This is a genomic window from Rhodococcus sp. IEGM 1318 (assembly GCF_033142465.1).
Classification (GTDB): Bacteria; Actinomycetota; Actinomycetes; order Mycobacteriales; family Mycobacteriaceae; genus Rhodococcus_F; species Rhodococcus_F qingshengii_B.
Genome location: NZ_JAWLSC010000006.1, coordinates 317,137 through 336,095 on the forward strand (window position 1 = coordinate 317,137; position 18,959 = coordinate 336,095).

The 18,959-nt window shown below is 62.2% G+C and carries 19 protein-coding genes; 7 read left to right on the forward strand and 12 right to left on the reverse strand.

Annotated elements, in window-relative coordinates; all coding sequences use genetic code 11:
• Window positions 1-136: 136 nt before the first annotated feature.
• Complete coding sequence (locus tag R4P65_RS16815) at window positions 137-853, forward strand: HAD-IA family hydrolase (RefSeq protein ID WP_317827350.1); 717 nt, start codon at window positions 137-139, stop codon at window positions 851-853.
• Window positions 854-860: 7 nt separating this feature from the next.
• Here R4P65_RS16815 and xylB read toward each other — a convergent pair whose 3' ends face one another.
• From xylB to R4P65_RS16830, 3 genes are all read right to left on the reverse strand, one after another.
• Complete coding sequence (gene xylB / locus R4P65_RS16820; protein ID WP_317827351.1) at window positions 861-2,258, reverse strand: xylulokinase; 1,398 nt, start codon at window positions 2,256-2,258, stop codon at window positions 861-863.
• A 24-nt stretch (window positions 2,259-2,282) separates the two neighbouring features.
• Window positions 2,283-2,600, reverse strand: a complete 318-nt coding sequence (locus tag R4P65_RS16825; protein WP_230814392.1) for a WhiB family transcriptional regulator — start codon at window positions 2,598-2,600, stop codon at window positions 2,283-2,285.
• A 69-nt stretch (window positions 2,601-2,669) separates the two neighbouring features.
• Window positions 2,670-2,900: a DUF3263 domain-containing protein gene (locus tag R4P65_RS16830; protein WP_230814393.1), complete on the reverse strand. Its 231-nt coding sequence runs from the start codon at window positions 2,898-2,900 to the stop codon at window positions 2,670-2,672.
• A 194-nt stretch (window positions 2,901-3,094) separates the two neighbouring features.
• Between R4P65_RS16830 and R4P65_RS16835 the strand changes: the two genes are divergently transcribed.
• Together R4P65_RS16835 and R4P65_RS16840 are read left to right on the forward strand one after the other, a co-directional pair.
• A complete protein-coding gene (locus tag R4P65_RS16835) occupies window positions 3,095-4,282 on the forward strand; it encodes an ROK family transcriptional regulator (RefSeq protein WP_317827352.1) in 1,188 nt (395 codons plus the stop codon).
• Window positions 4,283-4,548: 266 nt separating this feature from the next.
• Window positions 4,549-5,850, forward strand: a complete 1,302-nt coding sequence (locus R4P65_RS16840; RefSeq protein WP_317827353.1) for an MFS transporter — start codon at window positions 4,549-4,551, stop codon at window positions 5,848-5,850.
• A 46-nt stretch (window positions 5,851-5,896) separates the two neighbouring features.
• Here R4P65_RS16840 and R4P65_RS16845 read toward each other — a convergent pair whose 3' ends face one another.
• The 9 genes from R4P65_RS16845 to R4P65_RS16885 form a co-directional block, all read right to left on the reverse strand.
• Window positions 5,897-6,697: a crotonase/enoyl-CoA hydratase family protein gene (locus R4P65_RS16845; protein WP_317827354.1), complete on the reverse strand. Its 801-nt coding sequence runs from the start codon at window positions 6,695-6,697 to the stop codon at window positions 5,897-5,899.
• Between the two features lie 65 nt (window positions 6,698-6,762).
• Window positions 6,763-7,743 (reverse strand): LLM class F420-dependent oxidoreductase, encoded by a 981-nt coding sequence (locus R4P65_RS16850; RefSeq protein WP_317827355.1) that lies wholly within the window; start codon window positions 7,741-7,743, stop codon window positions 6,763-6,765.
• Between the two features lie 34 nt (window positions 7,744-7,777).
• Complete coding sequence (locus R4P65_RS16855; RefSeq protein WP_317827356.1) at window positions 7,778-8,179, reverse strand: nuclear transport factor 2 family protein; 402 nt, start codon at window positions 8,177-8,179, stop codon at window positions 7,778-7,780.
• On the reverse strand, window positions 8,176-9,897 hold the full coding sequence (locus tag R4P65_RS16860) for a class I adenylate-forming enzyme family protein (protein ID WP_317827357.1): 1,722 nt from the start codon (window positions 9,895-9,897) through the stop codon (window positions 8,176-8,178). Before R4P65_RS16860 ends, R4P65_RS16855 begins: the two co-directional genes overlap by 4 nt.
• 13 nt (window positions 9,898-9,910) lie before the next feature.
• Window positions 9,911-11,194 carry an ABC transporter substrate-binding protein gene (locus R4P65_RS16865; protein ID WP_317827358.1) on the reverse strand — a complete coding sequence of 428 codons (1,284 nt, stop codon included), beginning with the start codon at window positions 11,192-11,194 and terminating at the stop codon, window positions 9,911-9,913.
• A gap of 58 nt (window positions 11,195-11,252) precedes the next feature.
• The gene (locus tag R4P65_RS16870; RefSeq protein ID WP_317827359.1) at window positions 11,253-12,341 is read right to left on the reverse strand and encodes a branched-chain amino acid ABC transporter permease; all 1,089 of its coding nucleotides are present in this window, start codon (window positions 12,339-12,341) and stop codon (window positions 11,253-11,255) included.
• Window positions 12,338-13,234 (reverse strand): branched-chain amino acid ABC transporter permease, encoded by an 897-nt coding sequence (locus tag R4P65_RS16875; RefSeq protein ID WP_317827360.1) that lies wholly within the window; start codon window positions 13,232-13,234, stop codon window positions 12,338-12,340. The genes R4P65_RS16870 and R4P65_RS16875 overlap by 4 nt, the downstream gene beginning before the upstream one ends.
• 3 nt (window positions 13,235-13,237) lie before the next feature.
• Window positions 13,238-13,951 carry an ABC transporter ATP-binding protein gene (locus R4P65_RS16880; RefSeq protein WP_317827361.1) on the reverse strand — a complete coding sequence of 238 codons (714 nt, stop codon included), beginning with the start codon at window positions 13,949-13,951 and terminating at the stop codon, window positions 13,238-13,240.
• Window positions 13,948-14,751 (reverse strand): ABC transporter ATP-binding protein, encoded by an 804-nt coding sequence (locus tag R4P65_RS16885; RefSeq protein ID WP_317827362.1) that lies wholly within the window; start codon window positions 14,749-14,751, stop codon window positions 13,948-13,950. Before R4P65_RS16885 ends, R4P65_RS16880 begins: the two co-directional genes overlap by 4 nt.
• A gap of 113 nt (window positions 14,752-14,864) precedes the next feature.
• Here R4P65_RS16885 and R4P65_RS16890 point away from each other — a divergent pair, with 113 nt between their 5' ends.
• The 4 genes from R4P65_RS16890 to R4P65_RS16905 are packed head-to-tail and all read left to right on the forward strand — an operon-like array spanning window position 14,865 to window position 18,896.
• A complete protein-coding gene (locus tag R4P65_RS16890) occupies window positions 14,865-15,452 on the forward strand; it encodes a nuclear transport factor 2 family protein (RefSeq protein WP_230814405.1) in 588 nt (195 codons plus the stop codon).
• On the forward strand, window positions 15,449-16,219 hold the full coding sequence (locus R4P65_RS16895; protein ID WP_317827364.1) for an SDR family oxidoreductase: 771 nt from the start codon (window positions 15,449-15,451) through the stop codon (window positions 16,217-16,219). The genes R4P65_RS16890 and R4P65_RS16895 overlap by 4 nt, the downstream gene beginning before the upstream one ends.
• Complete coding sequence (locus R4P65_RS16900; protein ID WP_317827365.1) at window positions 16,216-17,271, forward strand: dihydrodipicolinate reductase; 1,056 nt, start codon at window positions 16,216-16,218, stop codon at window positions 17,269-17,271. Before R4P65_RS16895 ends, R4P65_RS16900 begins: the two co-directional genes overlap by 4 nt.
• Window positions 17,268-18,896, forward strand: a complete 1,629-nt coding sequence (locus tag R4P65_RS16905; protein WP_317827366.1) for an AMP-binding protein — start codon at window positions 17,268-17,270, stop codon at window positions 18,894-18,896. Before R4P65_RS16900 ends, R4P65_RS16905 begins: the two co-directional genes overlap by 4 nt.
• Window positions 18,897-18,959 lie beyond the last annotated feature (63 nt).

An 18,959-nucleotide genomic window follows, 5' to 3' on the forward strand; every position in this document is an offset into this window, starting at 1 on the left:
TCCCCCTCGTCGTTCGGTTCATCCGGAGCGTCGAAAACACGCCCGTCGGGGGAACCTCGGAAAATGTGCCCTCTCAAAGTACGCGTGCACTGGCTCACATCACGCATCGGAAAGCGGACGCCGATAACCTGTCGAGGTGAACACTGACAGCACGGCCCATCAAGACGGACATATCGCCGCGACGCTGTTCGATTTCTCCGGAACCCTCTTCCGTTTGGAAGAGAGCGACGATTGGAATGGGCACCTCGTCGATCACCAAGGTGACCCGCTCGACGTGCATGCTCAAGCCGAGCTGATGCGCCGGATGACCGCGCCGGTGGGTAGAACCGTCGAGATGGACGAAGCCGGGATCTATGCGTGGGAGAACCGCGACCGGGATCCGAAGTTGCATCGTCAGGCTTACCTCGACGTGTTGAGCAAGTCCGGAGTGCCCGATCCGGTTCGCGCCGAGGCTTTCTACGCCCTGCTGGTGGATCCGGACCAGTGGTCGCCGTACCCGGATACCGGCGAGGTCCTGAAGTCATTGTCGGAGAAGGGTATACGAACCGCAGTCCTGAGCAACATCGCCTTCGACATCCGACCGGCGTTCGTCGACCGAGGCTGGGATGTCTGGGTCGACGAGTTCGTCCTCTCGTTCGAGGTGGGTGCCGTCAAGCCGGAACCCGCAATCTTCGAATACGCCCTGGCACAACTCGATGTGGATGCGGCACAGACATTGATGGTCGGCGACAGCGACGTGGCCGACGGCGCTGCCCGAGACGTCGGTTGCCAGTTCGCACTCGTCGATCCCCTGCCGACGACCGAACGCCCGCACGCACTGCTCGACGCAGTCCGAAAGTTCGGCCTTCTGTAGGGAGCGCTCAAACGCCTTCGGTGAGTTCGCGCAACGACGCGTAGCGCTCGCGCACGTGGGGAGCTGGTTCGGCGTCGAATCGTCGCTCTTCCGGTTTCGGCCACACCGGCGGCTGTGCGTCCCCGGACAGTGCCCATGCTGCTTGCCTGCAGGCCCCCTCGGCGACGTACTCACCCGGAGCAGGGATCACGACCGGCACCCCGAGAATTGCCGGCGCTATCTCACAGAGAGCACGAGACTTCGCTCCGCCTCCCACGAGGAGAACTCGCTTCACCTCGACACCCTGACGAACCAGATCGTCGACGCCATCGGCCAAGCCGCACAGGAGACCTTCGACTGCGGCTCGTGCAAAGTGCGCAGGCGTCGAGTTCTGCAAACGGAAACCGTGCATGGCTCCCGTGGCATCGGGCCGGTTGGGCGTCCGTTCACCCTCGAAGTACGGAATCATGACCAGACCGTCGTTTCCGAGGGGCGCGGTCAGCGCCAACCTGGACAGCTCGGCGTGATCGACGCCGAGAACGGATGCCGTCGCATCGAGGATGCGGGCGCCGTTGATAGTGCACACCAACGGCAGGTGCAGTCCGGTTGCGTCTGCGAATCCTGCCACGTTTCCACTGGGATCGTTTGTGGGCGTGACTGATACAGCCGACACGACGCCGGAAGTTCCGATCGAGATGATCACGTCACCGGGGACTGCGCCCAAACCCAGTGCGGCTGCGGCATTGTCACCCGTACCCGGTCCGATGATTCCCCCGGAGTGAGTGCTTCCGATCTTTTCGTTCGGCGCTGCAACTCGGGGAACCTGTGGGATTCGATCACGAAATGCCAACGCCAACATATCGGTACGGTATTCGCGCGTCGAGGCAGCGTAATAGCCGGTTCCACTGGCGTCGCCCGCATCTGTCGCAAGTTCCTTCAACGAACCTGACCCGCCCAATTTCCAGGACAGCCAGTCGTGCGGAAGACACACTGCGGCAGTGCGATCGGCGTTGGCCGGTTCGTGATCTGCCAGCCATCGAAGCTTGCTTGCCGTGACCGCGGCGACCGGAACGACTCCGACGGCGTCGGCCCATTCCTTCGATCCGCCGAGTTCGTCGACCAGATCGGACGCAGCCTTCGCCGAACGAGTGTCGTTCCACAGCAACGCCGGCCTGACGACCTCGCCGCCGTTGTCCAGACACACCATGCCGTGCTGTTGAGCTCCGACGGAAACGGCTGCAACGTCGTCCAGCCCACCCGCCGCGGCGATTGCACTGTCCATCGCCTCGAGCCAGCGTGCCGGATCGATCTCGGTACCGACTGGATGAGCCGCTCGCCCTTCTCGTACCAGTTCGCCCGAATCGGCGTCACGGACAATGACTTTGCACGACTGGGTAGACGAATCGATACCGACAACGAGCGTCACACTGGAGTCCTTTCCGAAGGACCGTCAGCTCGCGTTGGCGACCGCGGGCATCCGGTTGCTGCGCTTACGCAGCGATCGCACATATTCTGCGCGCTCGGTCTCCGTCATTCCACCCCAGATGCCGTACGGCTCGTGGACGGACAGTGCGTGTTCGCGGCACTGCTGGAGTACAGGGCACGTCCCGCAGACCTTCTTGGCGTTGCGTTCACGGTTCTCGCGAGCATGTCCGCGCTCGCCGTCCGGGTGGAAGTACACCGCGGAGTCATGCCCACGGCACGCTCCCTGCAGCTGCCAATCCCACACTTCGGCGGTCGGGTACGGCATCGGTAGGTGCTTGTGCATGATGGCGACCTCAATTCCTTACTCAGATGAAACGAATTCGGGTGACTCGGGGCTTACGCCGGGTCGGACTTATCGACGCCTGGCCGATCGGCCGAGTCGATGCGCACAGACGGTTGCGAGTTCGCCGGTGACCGGCGGAGTCAGCGCTACGACGCCGTCATCGAGAATCGCCTGCAGCCTGCGGAAATACTCGTCCGGGGCGAGGCCGAAGGTTACAAAGATCTCTTCGTCAGGTCCACCGTCGAACTGCTGCCACTTACGTGCGAACTCGACGATCTCTTGTGTATCGGTGCGGCTCATCAGGCTCTCCCCTGTTTGTGCGCCCTGCTTCACAGAAACTGCGACTCGTCTCCTCGGACGCCCGTGGCAGTGAGTCAAGACACAGACTATGCCTACTTCTGCTTTTTAACAAGACCTACTTACGTCTTTTTGTGGACAAAGTACGGGAACTTTCGCACGCTGAAGTTACTGACGAGGAATGCTTGAATAGGACAATGACCCGACCGTCCACGACTCCGGCTACCGCGGGAGAGGTATTCACGCTGATACGCAGCGGTTCCGCGACCACGCGCAGCGAGATCGGGAAGCTCACCGGGCTGTCGAGGACGGCGGTATCGGCCAGGGTTGCAGCACTTCAATCGCTTGGTTTGATCGCCGATGACGACGAGGGCCCGTCGACAGGCGGTCGGCCGCCATCCACTCTCACGTTCGCGAACTCGTCCGGCGTGGTTCTCGTCGTGGCAATCGGTCGATCGCGGGCACAACTTGCAGTCACCGACCTGGCGGGCACGATCCTCGCTGCAGAAGACATCGACAAGTCGGTCGGGGTCGGCCCCGACGAACTGATGCCCGAAATTGCCGAGCATCTTTCGTCACTACTGACCCAGGTCCAACGCACGTCTACCGAGGTCATCGGAATCGGACTGAGCATTCCCGGAACGGTCGACGTCGCCGCAGGAGCGAGCCTCGACTCTCCGATGATGGCGGGATGGGACGGAGTTGCCCTCGCCCCCTACTTGGCATCGGTGACGACGGCACCACTGTTTGCCGACAACGATGCCAACGTGATGGCTCTGGCCGAATTGAGCGAACGCCGCGAGAGCGCGCCCAACCTCCTGATGATCAAGGCATCGACCGGCCTGGGCGCGGGAATCGTCCTGGGCGGAGTCCTCCAGCGCGGTTCACTCGGAGCCTCCGGCGAGATCGGGCACACGAAAACTGCTGCGGCACGGGGCATGAAATGTCGGTGCGGCGACGTCGGCTGCGTCGAAACCGTCGCCAGCGGTTGGGCTCTCGTGCATGCCCTCCGAGATCAGGGCCGAAGCGTCGGGCACGTGCGTGACGTGGTCCGCCTCGCTCTGGACGGCGACAGCGAAGCACGCCGGCTCATCAGAAGCAGCGGTCGACTGATCGGCGACGTCATTTCCGGCGCGGTCAACCTCCTCAATCCCGAGGTCCTGATCATCGGCGGCGACATGGCCGAGGCAGACGAACTCTTCCTCGCCGGGCTTCGAGAGTCCGTGTACGGCAATGCAACGGCGCTTGCCACCCGAAAGCTGCAGATCGCATCGGTCAGCCACGGCGCACAATCCGGCATTCTCGGCTGCGCGGTTCTTGTCCTCGACCACCTCCTCAGCGCCCGGGAAATCGACCTGCGCATTGCCACGTCGCCCCAAAACTGAGCACCTGATTTCTCGCACGCTCCGCACCGGATAATCAGACCTTCCCGACACCTCTTGTGTTGACGCGCACACTTCTGCATAATTCATTACCTACCGATCATTCGGTTGCCGATATTGACAATGGGATCGCGCAGGAACGCTCCGAGTCCGCCACAAGCATGCACCGAGCACACCGGCAACGTCGCAGATCGAACAGTATTTCTCCCCTGTTCCGACTTCGCAGTTCACCCCTTCGGTGGACCACGTGACTGGCAGAAAGTAGCTCGATGACCACTACCAGAACTGGCACCAAACCCGCCGCGAAGGAGTACGACCGCGCCGCGATGGCGTCGATGGTCGGCACCACCGTCGAGTGGTACGACTTCTTCATCTACGCCCAAGCCGCAGCGCTGATCTTTGCGGACCTGTTCTTCAGGCCGATGGGCTCGGCAGGTCAGATCGTCTCCTACGTCACGGTCGGCATCAGCTTCGTCTTCCGTCCACTCGGCGCCATCGTCGCCGGCTATCTCGGTGATCGACTCGGCCGAAAGCGCGTACTGGTGGCAACTCTGGCAATGATGGGCGCCGCGACGGTCCTGATCGGTGTGCTGCCGACGTATGCCTCGATCGGAATCTGGGCGCCGATCCTGCTGATACTTCTCCGAATCGTGCAGGGATTCTCGACGGGCGGTGAATGGGGCGGGGCCGCTCTTCTTGCCGTCGAACACGCACCCACCAAACGCCGAGGGTTCTTCGGAGCATTCGTCCAGATGGGTGTACCGCTCGGAATGTTGCTCGCCACCGGCGTTTTGGCACTGTGCACGTTCACCCTCACGGACGAACAGTTCACCACCTGGGGATGGCGAGTGCCGTTCCTGCTCAGCGTCGTGTTGATCGGCGTCGGCTTCTACATCCGAAGCAGGGTCAGCGAGTCACCCGTCTTCGCCGAACTCAAGGAACGCCGCTCCGAGAGCAATACGCCTATCCGCACGCTGTTCAAGAAGCACCCGAAACAGGTCGTACTCGCTGCCCTGTCCTTCGTCGGCACAAATGGCAACGGCTACATGGTGATCGGTGGATTCATCGTCGCGTACGCCACCAAGACGTACGGCTTGGGTAAGACGGAACTACTGATTGCCACGCTCGCCAGTGCCGTCACGTGGGGCGTGTTCACCATGATCGGCGCCTACTGGTCGGATCGGCGCGGCCGCACCACGGTGATGAACGTGGGCAACCTCGCAATGGTCCTGTTCGCGGTGCCGTTCTTCCTCCTCATCGACACTGGAAATCTCGGCTGGATCTATGTGGCGATGATCCTCTTCTCGGTCGGACTCGGGCTGTCGTACGGACCTCAACCGGCATTGTTCGCCGAGCTGTTCCCGGCTTCGATCCGTTACAGCGGTGCGTCGATCTCCTACGCCGTCGGCACCATTTTCGGTGGCGCTTTCGCGCCAACCGTTGCGCAGTGGCTCCTCGGCAGAACAGGTGGCACTCTGGCCATCTCGATCTATCTCGCCCTGTTGGCCGCGGTGTCCTTCGTCGCCACGATGCTCATCAAGGATCGATCAGGACGAGACCTGATGCTGTGATCAACCTCGACGTGGACGCCGCACGGCGCCGCGATGCCGGAGTTCGTCAGCCGAATTTTCGAATGGCGAACTCCGGCAACTTCTTCGCACCGTTCGCGGTGCGCACGATCTTGTGGTTCTTGCCTCGCATCAGCGCCAGTTGGATCCGCGATTCGATCCAGAACGCGCCGCGAGGCGAGCGGTTCCAGGTCTTGTGCAACAACGTCTTCGTTGCTGCGACCGCGTCCGGTGAGCGAGTCATGATCTGCGACAGCAGTTCCTGCGCCGGCTTGAGTGGATTGTCGCTGACTCCGCTCACGAACCCCCACTCGAGAGCCTGATTTCCGTCGAACAGTTCAGCAGTCATGGCGAGGCGTTTCACGACGTCCATTGCCGCGAGTTCGCGCATCGTGACCGTTCCGGTCATGTCGGGGATCAATCCCCACTTCGCCTCCATCACCGAGAACGTGCAATCGGGGGTGGTGAATCGAAAGTCTGCGGCGAGCGCCAATTGCAGTCCCCCGCCGAAGCAGTGCCCGTGAACGACCGCGATGACGGGCACGGGCAATTCGCGCCACACCCAGCACGCGCGTTGAAATAGGTTGGTCTTCTGACCTGGAAATTTTGCAAAGGCCTTGGCCATCCGCATCGGTTGCTTGCCCGCAGAAGCGAAGTCCAACCCGGCAGAGAATGCGTCACCCGCGCCTTGCAGAACTACACCCCGAATCGAACGATCGGTTTCGATCGTTCGAGCGGCATTCACCAGTGCGTCGAGCATATCCAGATCGAGACCGTTGAGTTTCTCCGGTCGGTTCAGCGTTACGTACGCCACCGACTGCACTACCTCGACACGAACACGATCACTCACGGCAACTCCTCCGATTCGACATATCCTCGACGAACTTACCTGAGAGTAAGTTCGTCGGGGATATGTCATGCCATCTCGGCAAGAAGTTCCATGGTCGCTTTCCCGGCCGGATCCGAATCAGTGGATGAAGGCACGGCCACGACGGTGTCCACACCCGCCGCTCGGTACGCCTCGAGCTGCTCACGGGCATCGGCCGGAGTTCCGACGATTCCCACCGTCGCCACCATGGCGTCGGAGACCTGACTCAAGAGCTCGCGAGGCGCGGTCCCGGCCCTGGCTGCCTCGATCACGTCCGCGAAGCCTGCGCGGACGAACATGTCCGAGTATCCGGGGGCAGCGAGATACGGCACGAGTCCACGTCGGAGTTGATCGATCGACATTTGAGTTGGGCCTTCGGTTGCCACGGCCGCCGGCGACCAAACCGACACCTGGGGCATCGCCGTTTCCATTTCAGCCGCGATTTCCTTGCACCGTGTGATCAGACGACCGGCCTGCTCCGCACTCACCAGATTGAGCACTAGTTCGTCGCCCAACTCCACCGCGGCGCGAAGGGCCCGGTCTCCGAAAGCTGCAACTATGAGCCGGCCGCCCGGCGGTTGAAGACGCAGCCTGTATCCACTGGTGCGCATCACCGTGCCGGCGACTTCGCCCCGCTCGCCGTTCATGAGCGATCGCACACCGCGGGCGGACTCCGCGAGCGCTCGAGCTGCCCCGGATCTGCTTCGTCCATGCCATTTTTCGACCACGACAGTGCTGGACGTGCCCAACGCTATCGACACAAGACGCCCGGTCAGGCCGGCCACCGACGCCGCCCCGATCGCGATCATCGCCGGATCACGAACCGTCACCGCGAGCGGGCCGACCACCAGTTCGGAGTGCTCGAAGCCGACGCCGACTGACGTCGCCAGTGCAAAGGCGTCGTACGTCGCCATCTCCCCCACCCACACTCGGCCGAACCCCAGTTTGTCGGCAAGGCGCGCAGTGACAGTCACTTCACGCGGCGGACGGTCCTGCCACAAACCCAGGGAGATGTCGATAGTCGGCAATCCTCTTTGTGAAGTCCCTCTACTCGAAGTCCCGCTACTCGAAATCGTCGACAAGACCCATTCCCTTCAAGAGTGTCGGACGGTCGTAGTATTCGAGCCACTCGGTGATCCGTCCGTCTGCCATGGTGAGGATTCCGACAACAGGCACGACGCCGTGGGTACCGTCGAAGTGGAAGTCATCGACTCGCTGCACGAATACCCTGCCGTCGATCACGCCGAGAGATTCGATCGTCAAGGTGATCCGTTCGCACTTGCTTGCCAGCAACGCAATTCGGCCCGCGACAGCTTCCTTGCCGACAAGAGGTTCCTGCATCACGCTGTGGAGCACACCGTCCTCGGCGAACAGATCGACGACGCGTGTCCAATCCATGACGTCCCAGGCCTGGAACATCTCACGCGCCAGCGCAAGTTTTTCACTGTCGTTCATCACACTCATGCCACACTCTTCTGTCGAAGTTCACGCTTGAGGATCTTTCCGGTCGAATTGCGCGGCAACTCTTTCCGAATTTCCAGCCGTTCGGGAAGCTTGTACGACGCGATGCGCTTGTCCTTCAGGAACGCGACCAGAGCGTCCAGCTCGAGTTCCGTCTCGGGCCGCAGCGTGACCACTGCTGCGACGCGCTCACCGAGCACTTCGTCGGGGTCGCCGATGACGGCCACATCCGCCACGGCCGGATGCTCGGCGATCAATCCCTCCAGTTCGGCTGGGGCGATGTTCATTCCGCCGCGGATCACGAGGTCCTTCCCCCGGTCCAGGTAGCGGAGGAACTGCCCGTGATCACCGGCAATCTCGAAGATGTCTCCGGTGCAGAGGAATCCGCGTTCGTCGAACGGTGACGGCCGATCGCCGAGATAGCCGGCAAAGACCGTCGGTCCGCTGATGCGCAACTCACCCGGGTGCCCGACTTCGGTGATGTCCTCGCCGGTGACCACGTCGACCAAGCGAACGTCCATCCAGTCCGAGATCCTGGTGCTCCAGCGAAAGTTCTCGACACCGAAGCGGGGGAAGTACCGTGCGCGGTCGTCCGGATCCGGCATGTCCGCAGGCGAGGAGAGCAGACTGATTCCTTCGTTGGATCCGAAAAAGTTGATGACTCCGATTCCGTACCGCTCCTGCCATCCCCGCACCATCGGAGGTTGCAGTGGCACCGAACCCGAACCGATCCGAGTCAAGCTCGACAGGTCGACTGCCGCGAGCATCGACTCGTCGGCGAGCAGCATCCACAACAGCGCAGGCGGCGCTACCGTGTACGTCACTCGCTCGGCCTCGATCTGCCCGAGGAACACTCGAAGGTCGAACGGGTGGTGCTGTACCAGTACACATCCCGTGCGGAGCCACGGCAGGAACATTCCGTTGATTCCGGCCATGTTGACCATCGGGAACGGGTTCAACAAGACGTCGCCGACGACGATGTCGGGAGCGTCGATCGTGGCCCAGCAGATGGCCAGCCACTCGTAGTGCGAACGTGGGACACCCTTCGGCTCGCTTTCGGTCCCGGAGGTCCAACAGATCGTCATCGCATCGTTGGGGTCGTTCGGATCTTCGGTGTTTCGTTCATCCAGTTCACTTCGCTGCGCTTCGGTCGCAGTCCGAGGACTCAGCCCCACGACGCCGGCGGGAAGCTGAGCCGGAAGCTCGGACGCGGGAGCGTAGGCGAACACCGATCTCAGAGAAGGAATCCGGGATCTGATTGCAGCGATCTCCGTAGCAGGGAGTCTGTCACCAAAACTGGGTACGGTGACAAATGCTGCAAACGCAGCCTGGTTTGCCATTCCTTTCACTTCGCGTTCGCGGTACTGCATCGGCAAGGGTGAGACCACGATCCCCAGCGACCACGCTGCAAGATAAACCTCGACCAGTTCGACGGTGTTGGGCATCTGCACACCCAGAACATCGCCCCGGCCCAAACCCACCTCGGAGAAGCGGGCAGCGAGCGCGATGACTTCGCTCTCCAGTTGGTTCCAACTGAGGCGTCGTGGATCTCCGCCGGACAACTCGCTCCGGTTCGCCGGATCAACTACCGCGAGTTCGTCGCCGCGGGCCCGCACCTGTGCCCGGAACACCTGATCGATTGTCTCGTCGGACCACCACCCCTTCGAGGTGTATTCGTCCACCTTGCCGCGAGGATGCAATCCCCTGTGTGTCTTGTTCATTCGCGCACTCGCCTCAGTTCTCGTAACGGCCGGAAATGTCGATCACGTCGCCTTGCTTCTCGAACGCCTGGGTAGTGGCATTCCACTCGAACGGCTGGAATGCCAAGATGCCCAGCGCATGATCGGCGGTCATGGTGAACTTGATTCCGTCGATGAACATCGGCGGGTGGTAGTCCTGCGTACGCGCGGCACTCATGATGGTGGCGCGAGAGAGTCCGTCAGAAGACTCAGAGGCCCGAGTGAAGTTGTCCACCAACAGGTCACCGATGGCCCATCCGTTCACGGTGTAGCTGTTGGTCGGGGAATCGGCACCGTGAGCCGCCGCTCCGGCAAGGTAGTCACGTACTGCCGCGTCGTCCTTGTAGAGAGCGTTGTTGGGATCCTTGAGCCACACCATCACCTGCTGCCCGTCTGCAGCATCACCGGCGGGCGCGTACAGGGTCGCACCGTCGACGCAGTTCGACGGCTGAATCACGGTGTCGGGCTTCCATCCGACACGTCCGATCGCCTGAGTGATCGCGAGGCAGTCGGTAGTGACACCGGCGACCACCAAAACCTCGGCGCCGCTGGCCTTGAGAGTCGAAGCCGCCGTCTTGGGGTCGGTCAGCGCCTCCTCCGCCGTGATCTCGAAGTTGGTTCCTTCGATCGCGGATTTGAAGCCGTTGGCGATTCCCTGTCCGGATTCGGTCTGGTTCGTGGCCAGTGCGACCTTGGCGCCGTTCGGATACTTCTTCTTCAAGCTCTCGACCACTACCTCCATCTCGACGCCCGGATCCGGTAGATACTCCGTGGTCCACGGGAAGTCTTCGATGACCCGGAACTCGGGCATGCCTGCCTGCGCGAAGAGCAGCGGCACGCAGGCAGTGGTCTGATCATCCGCGATGGCGTTCAACTGTCCGGCCCCGAAGGTACCCAGAACGTCGACCTTATCCTTCTGAATGAACTCTCCGACGTTGGCTTTGGCGCGCTCCGGGGAGAATGCATCGTCCTTGACCACGACGTCGAGCTTGACGCCGCCGACGCCGCCGGCCGCGTTCTCCACCTCGAACCGTGCTCGCATTCCTTCGATCACGTTGCCGACGGCATCGGCGAGCGGGCCTGACGTCGGCCCACTCCATCCCACCGTGAGTTTGTCGGTGATCGGCGCTGCGGCACCGCTGGGATCACTGCAGTCGTCGACCGATACTGCGCCGGCCGATGTCGACGTGTTGCTCTCTGCGTCGGAGCTACCTCCGCAGGCCGAAAGGAGTAGTGCCGCAGCGGCGATGACTGCGGGAATCGTGGTCTGCCTTTTCATATCGTCCAGTTCCTTGCTGTGAGTTGAGGGAAACGAGAGTGGGCGAGGGAGACGGCACTCAGGTGCGAGGTTCACCCTCGCGATACTTGGGATGATCTGCGGGAACCACGAGGACGAACCGTCGGAGCACGCTGTTGATCCGACCGACGATTCCGTCCGGCATCAAGAACACGATCGCGATCAGCACCGCGCCGAACACCACTCCCGACACGGGGCCGTCTGTGACGCTTCCGGTGTAGTACGGCAGGAACACCACTGCCGTTGCCCCCACGATCGGGCCGAATTGGGTTGCGATTCCGCCCAACACCAGCCCGGTGATGAACTCGATAGACTTCATCAGCGAGAAGGACTCGGGAGAGAGCGCGCCGATGTACATCGTGAACAGCGAACCTCCCAGGCCGGTGATCGCGCCGGAGAGCCCGAAAGCGAGAATCTTGACCCGCGCGACGTTGATGCCGTTTGCGCTCGCCGCAATCTCGTTGTCGCGCACCGCGACCATAGCCAGACCGAATCGACTCTTGACGAGATTGCGAATCAGGAGCATGACAATTGCCAGCGTCACGACCGAGATCCAGAAGATCCAGAGATAGGTGTCCGCGCGAGTCAAACCCGTCCATTTCGGCGGGACCAGTAGATTTGCACGAACCACCATTCCAGCGGCACCACCGGTCAGATCCCCGGTCTTGCGGATCACTTCGGGAAACGCCACAGCGACGGCGAGTGTCACGAGAGCCAGATATAGCCCCATGATCCGCAACGACGGAAGCCCGACGAGAAGCCCTAGTACAAAACATAATACGACTGCAATCGGGATCGTGGTCAACGGCGAGTATCCGCGATCGACGATCAGCACGCCGGTCGTGTACGCGCCGAGGCCGAAGAAGGCAGAATGGCCGATCGACAGCAGTCCGGTGTATCCGCTGACGATATTCAGTCCCGCAATGGCAATCGCGATGATGAAGACGCTCGTGAACTGCCCCACGCGAAACGGCGCACTTTGTGAAGCGAGAAGCAAGGCACAGACGGCTGCCACCAGCAGAACCAGTTGGAGTATCCGGTACGACGTCGAACCGGCGACCACCACGCGCGGCTGCCTGACCGCCTTTTCGGCGACGGCGGGTTCATTTCTCTCGGCAAGCGTCGTCATACTCGCTCCAGTTTCTTGGTACCGAACAGTCCATTGGGTCTGACGAAGAGGATCACCACGATGATCAGCAGAGCGGATGTCTGCTGAAGCGAACCGCCGATGGCCGAAATGTAGCCGCTGAGCATCGATTCCAGGACACCGATCGTCAACCCGCCGACCACGGCACCGACAAGACTGTCGAGTCCACCGAACAGTGCGGCCGCAGATGCTGCGATGAAGATCGGAAACATGGTCGTGAGACCGAGTTGTTGCGGCGAGAGCGGAGTGACCAGGACACCTGCCAGTGCGCCGATCGCTGCCGCAACACCCCAACCGATTGCGAGTATCCGGCTGGTCGGAACTCCGGCGAGAGTGGCAGATTCGGCATTGTCCGCGACGGCACGCATGTGCAGACCGACTCTCGTCTTGCGAAAGAGCAAGGACATCAACACAAGTAGGACAACGAGCGCCACCAGTACGCCCAGTGCGTCGCCGTAAACACGCGCACCCCCCACCGAGATGTAATCGGTCGGACCGTTGGGGAACGGGCTCGGCATGATCTTCGTATCGCTCCCCCACAGCATTCCGGCCAACGAGTTGAGCCCGGTGAACAATCCCAGTGCCACGATCAGCACTGCCATGTCGCTTCGACGCTGAACCGGCCGAATGAGCAGACGCTCCATCAATGCTCCGAGCAGGAATCCCAAAGCCAGGGCCGCTCCGATCGCCGACCAGATCGGCCAGGACATCGTCGTCAGCCACCAGGCGACAAAGGTTGTGAACAGGGCCAACTCGCCCTGAGCGAAGTTGATCGTGCCGGTGGCGCGAAACACCACCACTAGTGCCAGCGCGAGAATTGCGTAGATCGATCCGTTGGTCAATCCGGAGATGAGTCGTTCCAGAAAGAGTGTCACCGTTTACTCCTGGTACCCGAGGTAAGCGCTGCGCACGACGTCGTCGGAACGAAATTCCTCGGGCGTTCCGGCAGCGACGATGGTGCCTACGTCGAGCAGGAAGACCTTCGACGCGAGTTTCATTGCGAGATCGGCATTCTGTTCCACGATCAGCAGTGCAGTTCCGTCGCTGCGGTTGATCGCACCGAGCGTGTCGAACAATTCGGCAATGACGATGGGTGCCAGACCCAGGCTGGGTTCGTCGCACAGAAGCAGTGTGGGACGACTCATCAGTGCGCGCGCGACCGCAAGCATCTGCTGTTCGCCACCCGAGAGTGAGCCCGCCAGTTGCGTCGAGCGACGACCGAGTACCGGAAATGTCTCGCACCACCGCTCGATGTCGGCTGTGATCTCAGCCTTGTCCTTACGCAACGCAGCGCCGACGAGCAGGTTGTCCCGCACCGACAGTTGACCGAGAGTTCCGCGGCCTTGCGGGACGAGGCTCACGCCGGCGGCCACGGCGCGTTCCGGTTTGGAACCCAACGGCGAACCGTTGAAGGTGATCGTTCCCTGATGCGGAATCAAACCGGCCAGCGCACGCATCATGGTGGTCTTTCCGGCGCCGTTCGCACCGAGAACAACAGCGACCCCACCAGGTTCTACATCGAGCGAAACCCCGTGCAGTACATTGCCTCGCCCGTAGCCGGCATGCAGATCGTCGACCTTCAAAAGCGTCATGCGGCACGTCCCAGGTACGCGTTGATAACGGCGTCATCCTGCTGGATCTCCACCGGAGTTCCCTCGGCAATCTTGTGGCCGAAGTTCAGGGCTACAACGTGATCGGAGATCCCGAGCACCAATCCCATGTGGTGTTCGACCAGAAGCGCACCGAAGCCGAAGTCGTCGCGGAGCGAGACGATCAGTTCTCCCAGTTCCTTGACTTCACTGTGCGTGAGCCCACCGGCAGGTTCGTCCAGCAGGAGTAGCGACGGCTCGGACATCAATGCTCGCGCCAGCTCGACGCGCTTGAGTGTTCCGAACGGAAGGCCTGCCGCAGGTGCGTTCGCGACGTCGACGAGTTCGAGGCGTTCGAGCAGATACCAGGCCTTATCTCGCAGTTCTCGGACTCGAGCGCGCGCTGGAGGCCAGCCGAGAAGCCCGCTTGCCAGACCGAAGCGACCCCGAGACGATCCACCGACCATGGTGTTGTCGAAGACGCTCATGCCGCTGAACAGTGCGAGATTCTGGAAGGTTCGAGCGATCCCGGCCGACGCGAGCGCATAGGGGCGCAGCCCGAGTAGATCGGTTCCCTGCCAGGTGATGACGCCCCGGCTCGGCTCGTAAATCCTTGTGATGCAGTTGAACAGCGTGGTCTTACCAGCGCCGTTGGGTCCGATGAGCCCGCAGATCTGACCGGCGCGGACGTCGAAGCCGACGTCGTCGAGAGCGGTGACACCGCCGAATTCGATCGATACGCCGGAAAGCGTGAGTACAACCGGCGCATTCCCGGGTTGTGCGGGTGGTGTGGTTCCAAGCATTGGTTTCACCTCCTCGTGACACTTCAATTAACAGTGTGATAGAGATTACTACAGTAAGCAGAGGCACTCCGTCAACGTGCGACTCCTCTCCGGAGCCGAGAAGGGACATCATCGTGAGGTCCAACGACATTCGCGCAGTCGATACCGGCGGGGGCCCGGGCACTCGGGAGTACAGCCCGATCGAAGCCCTGGTCGCCAAGCAGGAAATCTACGAGGTTCTGGCGCGTTTCCTCCGAGCCGCAGATCGCGGCGACGTCGAGGGCGCCCGGCAGTGCTACCTACCAGGTGCAACCGAAGACCACGGCGGGGTCTTCACCGGCACTGCCGACGACTACGTCGACCACATCGCCGGGGCCATCACGCACCCGCGGTCGCTGACGACCCACGCCCTGACCAACGTCTTGATCGAACTCGACGGGGACACCGCACACGTCGAGTCCTACGTGCTCGCATTCGCACGAATCAAGCACTCGCACGGCATAGCCGACACACTCACCTCGGCGCGCTTGATCGACCGCTTCGGCTTCGAGGACGGCAGGTGGGGAATCCGCCACCGCGCACTGCGGTGGGACTGGAACCACGACATGGCCACAGCCGAAGGCTGGATCTTCGGGATGCTCGCACCCGAATCGTCATTGAAGAAGAGCAAGAAATATCCCGACGACCTCATCTACACCCGACAGGCACAGGAGCACTCATGACAACGTTTCGCGGAACTCCGATAGGGGGCGCTACCGTCCTCGTCACCGGCGCCAATCGAGGCCTCGGGTTGGCCTTCGTCCAACAGGCGAAGTCGATGGGTGCAACCAAAATCTATGCGGGGGTGAGAAATCCCGACGATGCACCGGCCGAGCTCCGAGCCACCGGAGCACACATCGTCGAACTCGACGTCACCGATCCAGGACTCGTCGACGCTGCCGCCGCGAAGTGTGGTGACACAACGGTCGTCGTCAACAACGCCGGACTGTTCACCGGGAATCGGCTGATCGAGGCCGACGACAAAGCGGCTGCACGAGCCGAGATGGAGGTCAACTACTTCGGGCCGCTGACGATGATCCGAGCCTTCGCGCCGGTGCTCGCCGCCCGCGGCGGAGGATCGATAGTCAACGTCCTCTCGGTGGCCGCAATCGCTCCAACCGCCTTCATGGGTGGCTACTCGCCGGCCAAGGCGGCCGCTCTGTCACTCGGCGGAATCGCTCGCGCCGAACTCGAACCGCACGGCATCACTGTCACGTCCTTGATCGTCGGCAGCGTCGACACCCGCATGGCGTCACATGTGCAGGGCCACAAGGAAAAACCCCTCGACATTGCCGCGACCGGACTCGCCGCCATGCAGCGCGGTGAGTGGACGTGCGACACCGATTTCATGGCAATCGACGCACGTGCGCGCCTCGCCCGCGACCCGATTCGGTACGAACGCGGACTGGGCAAGCTCCTCTTCGCCGGCGAATTGACCACCCGATCATGAGCGCTCCGATTCGTGTTGCCCAGTGGGCGACCGGTGCCATCGGCAAGACGGCACTACGCGGAATCATCGATCGTCCCGACCTCGAGTTGGTCGGCCTGTACGTGTACAGCGACGCCAAGGCCGGTCGCGATGCCGGCGACATAGCCAGACGCGCGCCGACGGGCGTGATCGCGACACGCAGCGTGGACGAGATCATCCGCTCGCGCCCACAGGTTCTCATCCACAGTCCACGTTTGCAGATTCCGTACGAACGACACGACGACGATCTGTGCCGTCTGCTTCGCGCCGGGATCAACGTGATCACGACGGCCGGGCAGCACTTCCCCCGCGCACACGGCATCGAGCGCGAGCACATGTTCGCCCACGCATGCAAGGAAGGTGATTCGACGCTCTTCGGCGTCGGGGTGAGCCCGGGTGTCATCGGTGAGCGATTGGCGTTGGCGCTGACGGGAACATCGATCGAACTCGACCGCATCACGATCGACGAGGTGCTCGACGCTCGCGGCATGCCTGACCCCGACTTCGCGTTCAATGTCATGGGGATGGGCTCGCCCCCGGAAGAACTGGACGGCACCGGGCCGTTGCCCTCGCTGTACGCGTCGCTGTATCTGGAAACCATCGCGTTCATGTGCGAACGACTGGGCATCACCTACGACGAAGTCGTGTCCGATCACAGGGTCGTCGCGGCGCGAACGGATCTCGACGTCGCCGCCGGACGCATCGCCGCGGGAACCGTCGGAACCACCGAATGGCGCTGGCACGCAATCGTCGACGGAAAGCAGTTCCTCACTCTGGCCATCATCTGGACCATGGAACCCGATCGCGAGGAATACGTGGGGCGCGATCAATGGGAGGTCCACCTGTACGGCAAACCCGAGATCGTGATGACCGTCAATCTCGTCGAACCACAGGATCCGCACAGCCGGACAACCGCCGGTCAGTTCATCACCGCGGGCCCGGCACTACGCGCCGTCGAGCATGTACTCGCTGCTCCCACCGGCATTTTCGAACCCCCTGTCTTTGCCCCCTTCAGATTGGAGCATTCAGCATGACAACTCAGCCGACAGCCGTAGGTTCGACTGCCACCCGTGAACCCGGCACCCGCGAACCTTCTGTGAACGCGCTCCTACCCGATGGACGCCCCGTGCAGAATCTCGAAGACTTGCTGCGCAGCCGGGCGATTGCCAGTCCGGAGAGCACCGCCGTCATCTCCGATGACGGTCGTACCAGTTTCCGCGAACTGGACATCGAAGCCAATCGTGTCGCGAATGCACTTCTGCGCGGTGGTGTTCGACCAGGTGACCGGGTGGCGTACATCGGCGCCAATGCACCGTCCTTTCTCTCCGTTCTGTATGGATCTTCGAAGATGGGCTCGATTCTGACGGCCGTCAACAATCGGCTGGCACCGGGCGAGGTCGACTACATCCTGAGCAACAGCGAGCCGACCGTCGTCGTACTCGGAGCAGGCGATGAGGGCCTCTCCGGCGTCGCTGCGGCGGTCGGTAGCGTCCGGACCGTCGTCACGGTGGACGGCGCCGGAAACTCGGTCTCGTGGAACGACTGGCTTTCCGGTGTCGGGGACGACGATCCGGGGGCGTCGCGCCGTCCCGACGACACAGCGCTGATCTTCTACTCGTCAGGAACCACCGGCCACCCCAAGGGAATCGAACTCACCGGCGCCAACCTCGGCCGCGCACTCGCGACCATGTATCACCTGCTCGATCTCGACACCGATTCGGTGGCCATGTGCCCGGTTCCCTTCTTCCACGTAGCCGGACTGGGTCTCGCCCTGGTCACGACGCTCGGCGGCGGTGCCCTCCTTCTCAAGACCATCGCCGGACCCCTCGAACTGGTGGCGCTGATGCAGGAGTACGAGGTCACGCATGCGGTTGCCGTTCCCGCGGTGATCAGCGTCTTGACCTCGCTCCCTGCTGTACGCGAGGCGGATTGGAGCGCCCTGCAGTTCTTGGTCTACGGAGCCGCTCCGATGCCACTGCCGCTGTTGCAGGACGCCACCAAAGTCTTCGGATGCAGTTTCCTGCAGGCATACGGACTCACCGAATCGACCGGCGGCGTCACGATGCTGACCCCTGAAGATCATCGGGCGACCGACGAGTCGACCGCGCATCGGTTGAAGTCGGTCGGGCAGCCGATGTTCGGCGTACCCATCCGCATCATCGATCCCGTGACCCTCGAAGACGTCCCAGTCGGTATCCGCGGCGAGGTCGTCATCGGCGGCGCTCACGTCATGAAGCGCTACTGGCGCAACGAGGCGGCTACTGCCGCCACCATGTTGGACGGGGGCTGGCTTCGCACCGGAGACGGCGGATCGTTCGACGAGGACGGGTATCTCTATCTCCACGACCGTCTCAAGGACATGATCGTCTCCGGCGGTGAGAACGTCTATCCCGCCGAGGTGGAGAGCGTTCTCTCCGGCCACCCCGGAATCCGGGAGGTCGCCGTAGTCGGCGTTCATTCCGATCGCTGGGGTGAGACTCCCATTGCGGTGGTCGTTCGAGCCGGCGACTCTGGTGCCGCCGAAGCCGAGATCATCGAGTGGTCACGCGAGCGGCTGGCTCACTTCAAGTGCCCCAGTGCAGTTCGGTTCGTCGAGGAGCTGCCACGCAACGCGAGTGGAAAGCTACTCAAGACTCGCTTGCGACAGGACTTCGCCTGAGTCCATGACAAGAAATCGGGGTCGATCGCTTCGAGCGATCGGCCCCGATTTCTGTCGTTCGAT

What these genes read in the sequence shown, in the direction of transcription:
- R4P65_RS16860 (WP_317827357.1), bottom strand. Translation starts at nt 9,897, where the DNA reads ATGAACAAGACACACAGGGGATTGCATCCTCGCGGCAAGGTGGACGAA.
- R4P65_RS16830 (WP_230814393.1), bottom strand. Translation starts at nt 2,900, where the DNA reads ATGAGCCGCACCGATACACAAGAGATCGTCGAGTTCGCACGTAAGTGG.
- R4P65_RS16900 (WP_317827365.1), top strand. Translation starts at nt 16,216, where the DNA reads ATGAGCGCTCCGATTCGTGTTGCCCAGTGGGCGACCGGTGCCATCGGC.
- R4P65_RS16865 (WP_317827358.1), bottom strand. Translation starts at nt 11,194, where the DNA reads ATGAAAAGGCAGACCACGATTCCCGCAGTCATCGCCGCTGCGGCACTA.
- R4P65_RS16880 (WP_317827361.1), bottom strand. Translation starts at nt 13,951, where the DNA reads ATGACGCTTTTGAAGGTCGACGATCTGCATGCCGGCTACGGGCGAGGC.
- R4P65_RS16905 (WP_317827366.1), top strand. Translation starts at nt 17,268, where the DNA reads ATGACAACTCAGCCGACAGCCGTAGGTTCGACTGCCACCCGTGAACCC.
- R4P65_RS16835 (WP_317827352.1), top strand. Translation starts at nt 3,095, where the DNA reads ATGACCCGACCGTCCACGACTCCGGCTACCGCGGGAGAGGTATTCACG.
- R4P65_RS16885 (WP_317827362.1), bottom strand. Translation starts at nt 14,751, where the DNA reads ATGCTTGGAACCACACCACCCGCACAACCCGGGAATGCGCCGGTTGTA.
- R4P65_RS16870 (WP_317827359.1), bottom strand. Translation starts at nt 12,341, where the DNA reads ATGACGACGCTTGCCGAGAGAAATGAACCCGCCGTCGCCGAAAAGGCG.
- R4P65_RS16895 (WP_317827364.1), top strand. Translation starts at nt 15,449, where the DNA reads ATGACAACGTTTCGCGGAACTCCGATAGGGGGCGCTACCGTCCTCGTC.
- R4P65_RS16825 (WP_230814392.1), bottom strand. Translation starts at nt 2,600, where the DNA reads ATGCACAAGCACCTACCGATGCCGTACCCGACCGCCGAAGTGTGGGAT.
- R4P65_RS16855 (WP_317827356.1), bottom strand. Translation starts at nt 8,179, where the DNA reads ATGAGTGTGATGAACGACAGTGAAAAACTTGCGCTGGCGCGTGAGATG.
- R4P65_RS16840 (WP_317827353.1), top strand. Translation starts at nt 4,549, where the DNA reads ATGACCACTACCAGAACTGGCACCAAACCCGCCGCGAAGGAGTACGAC.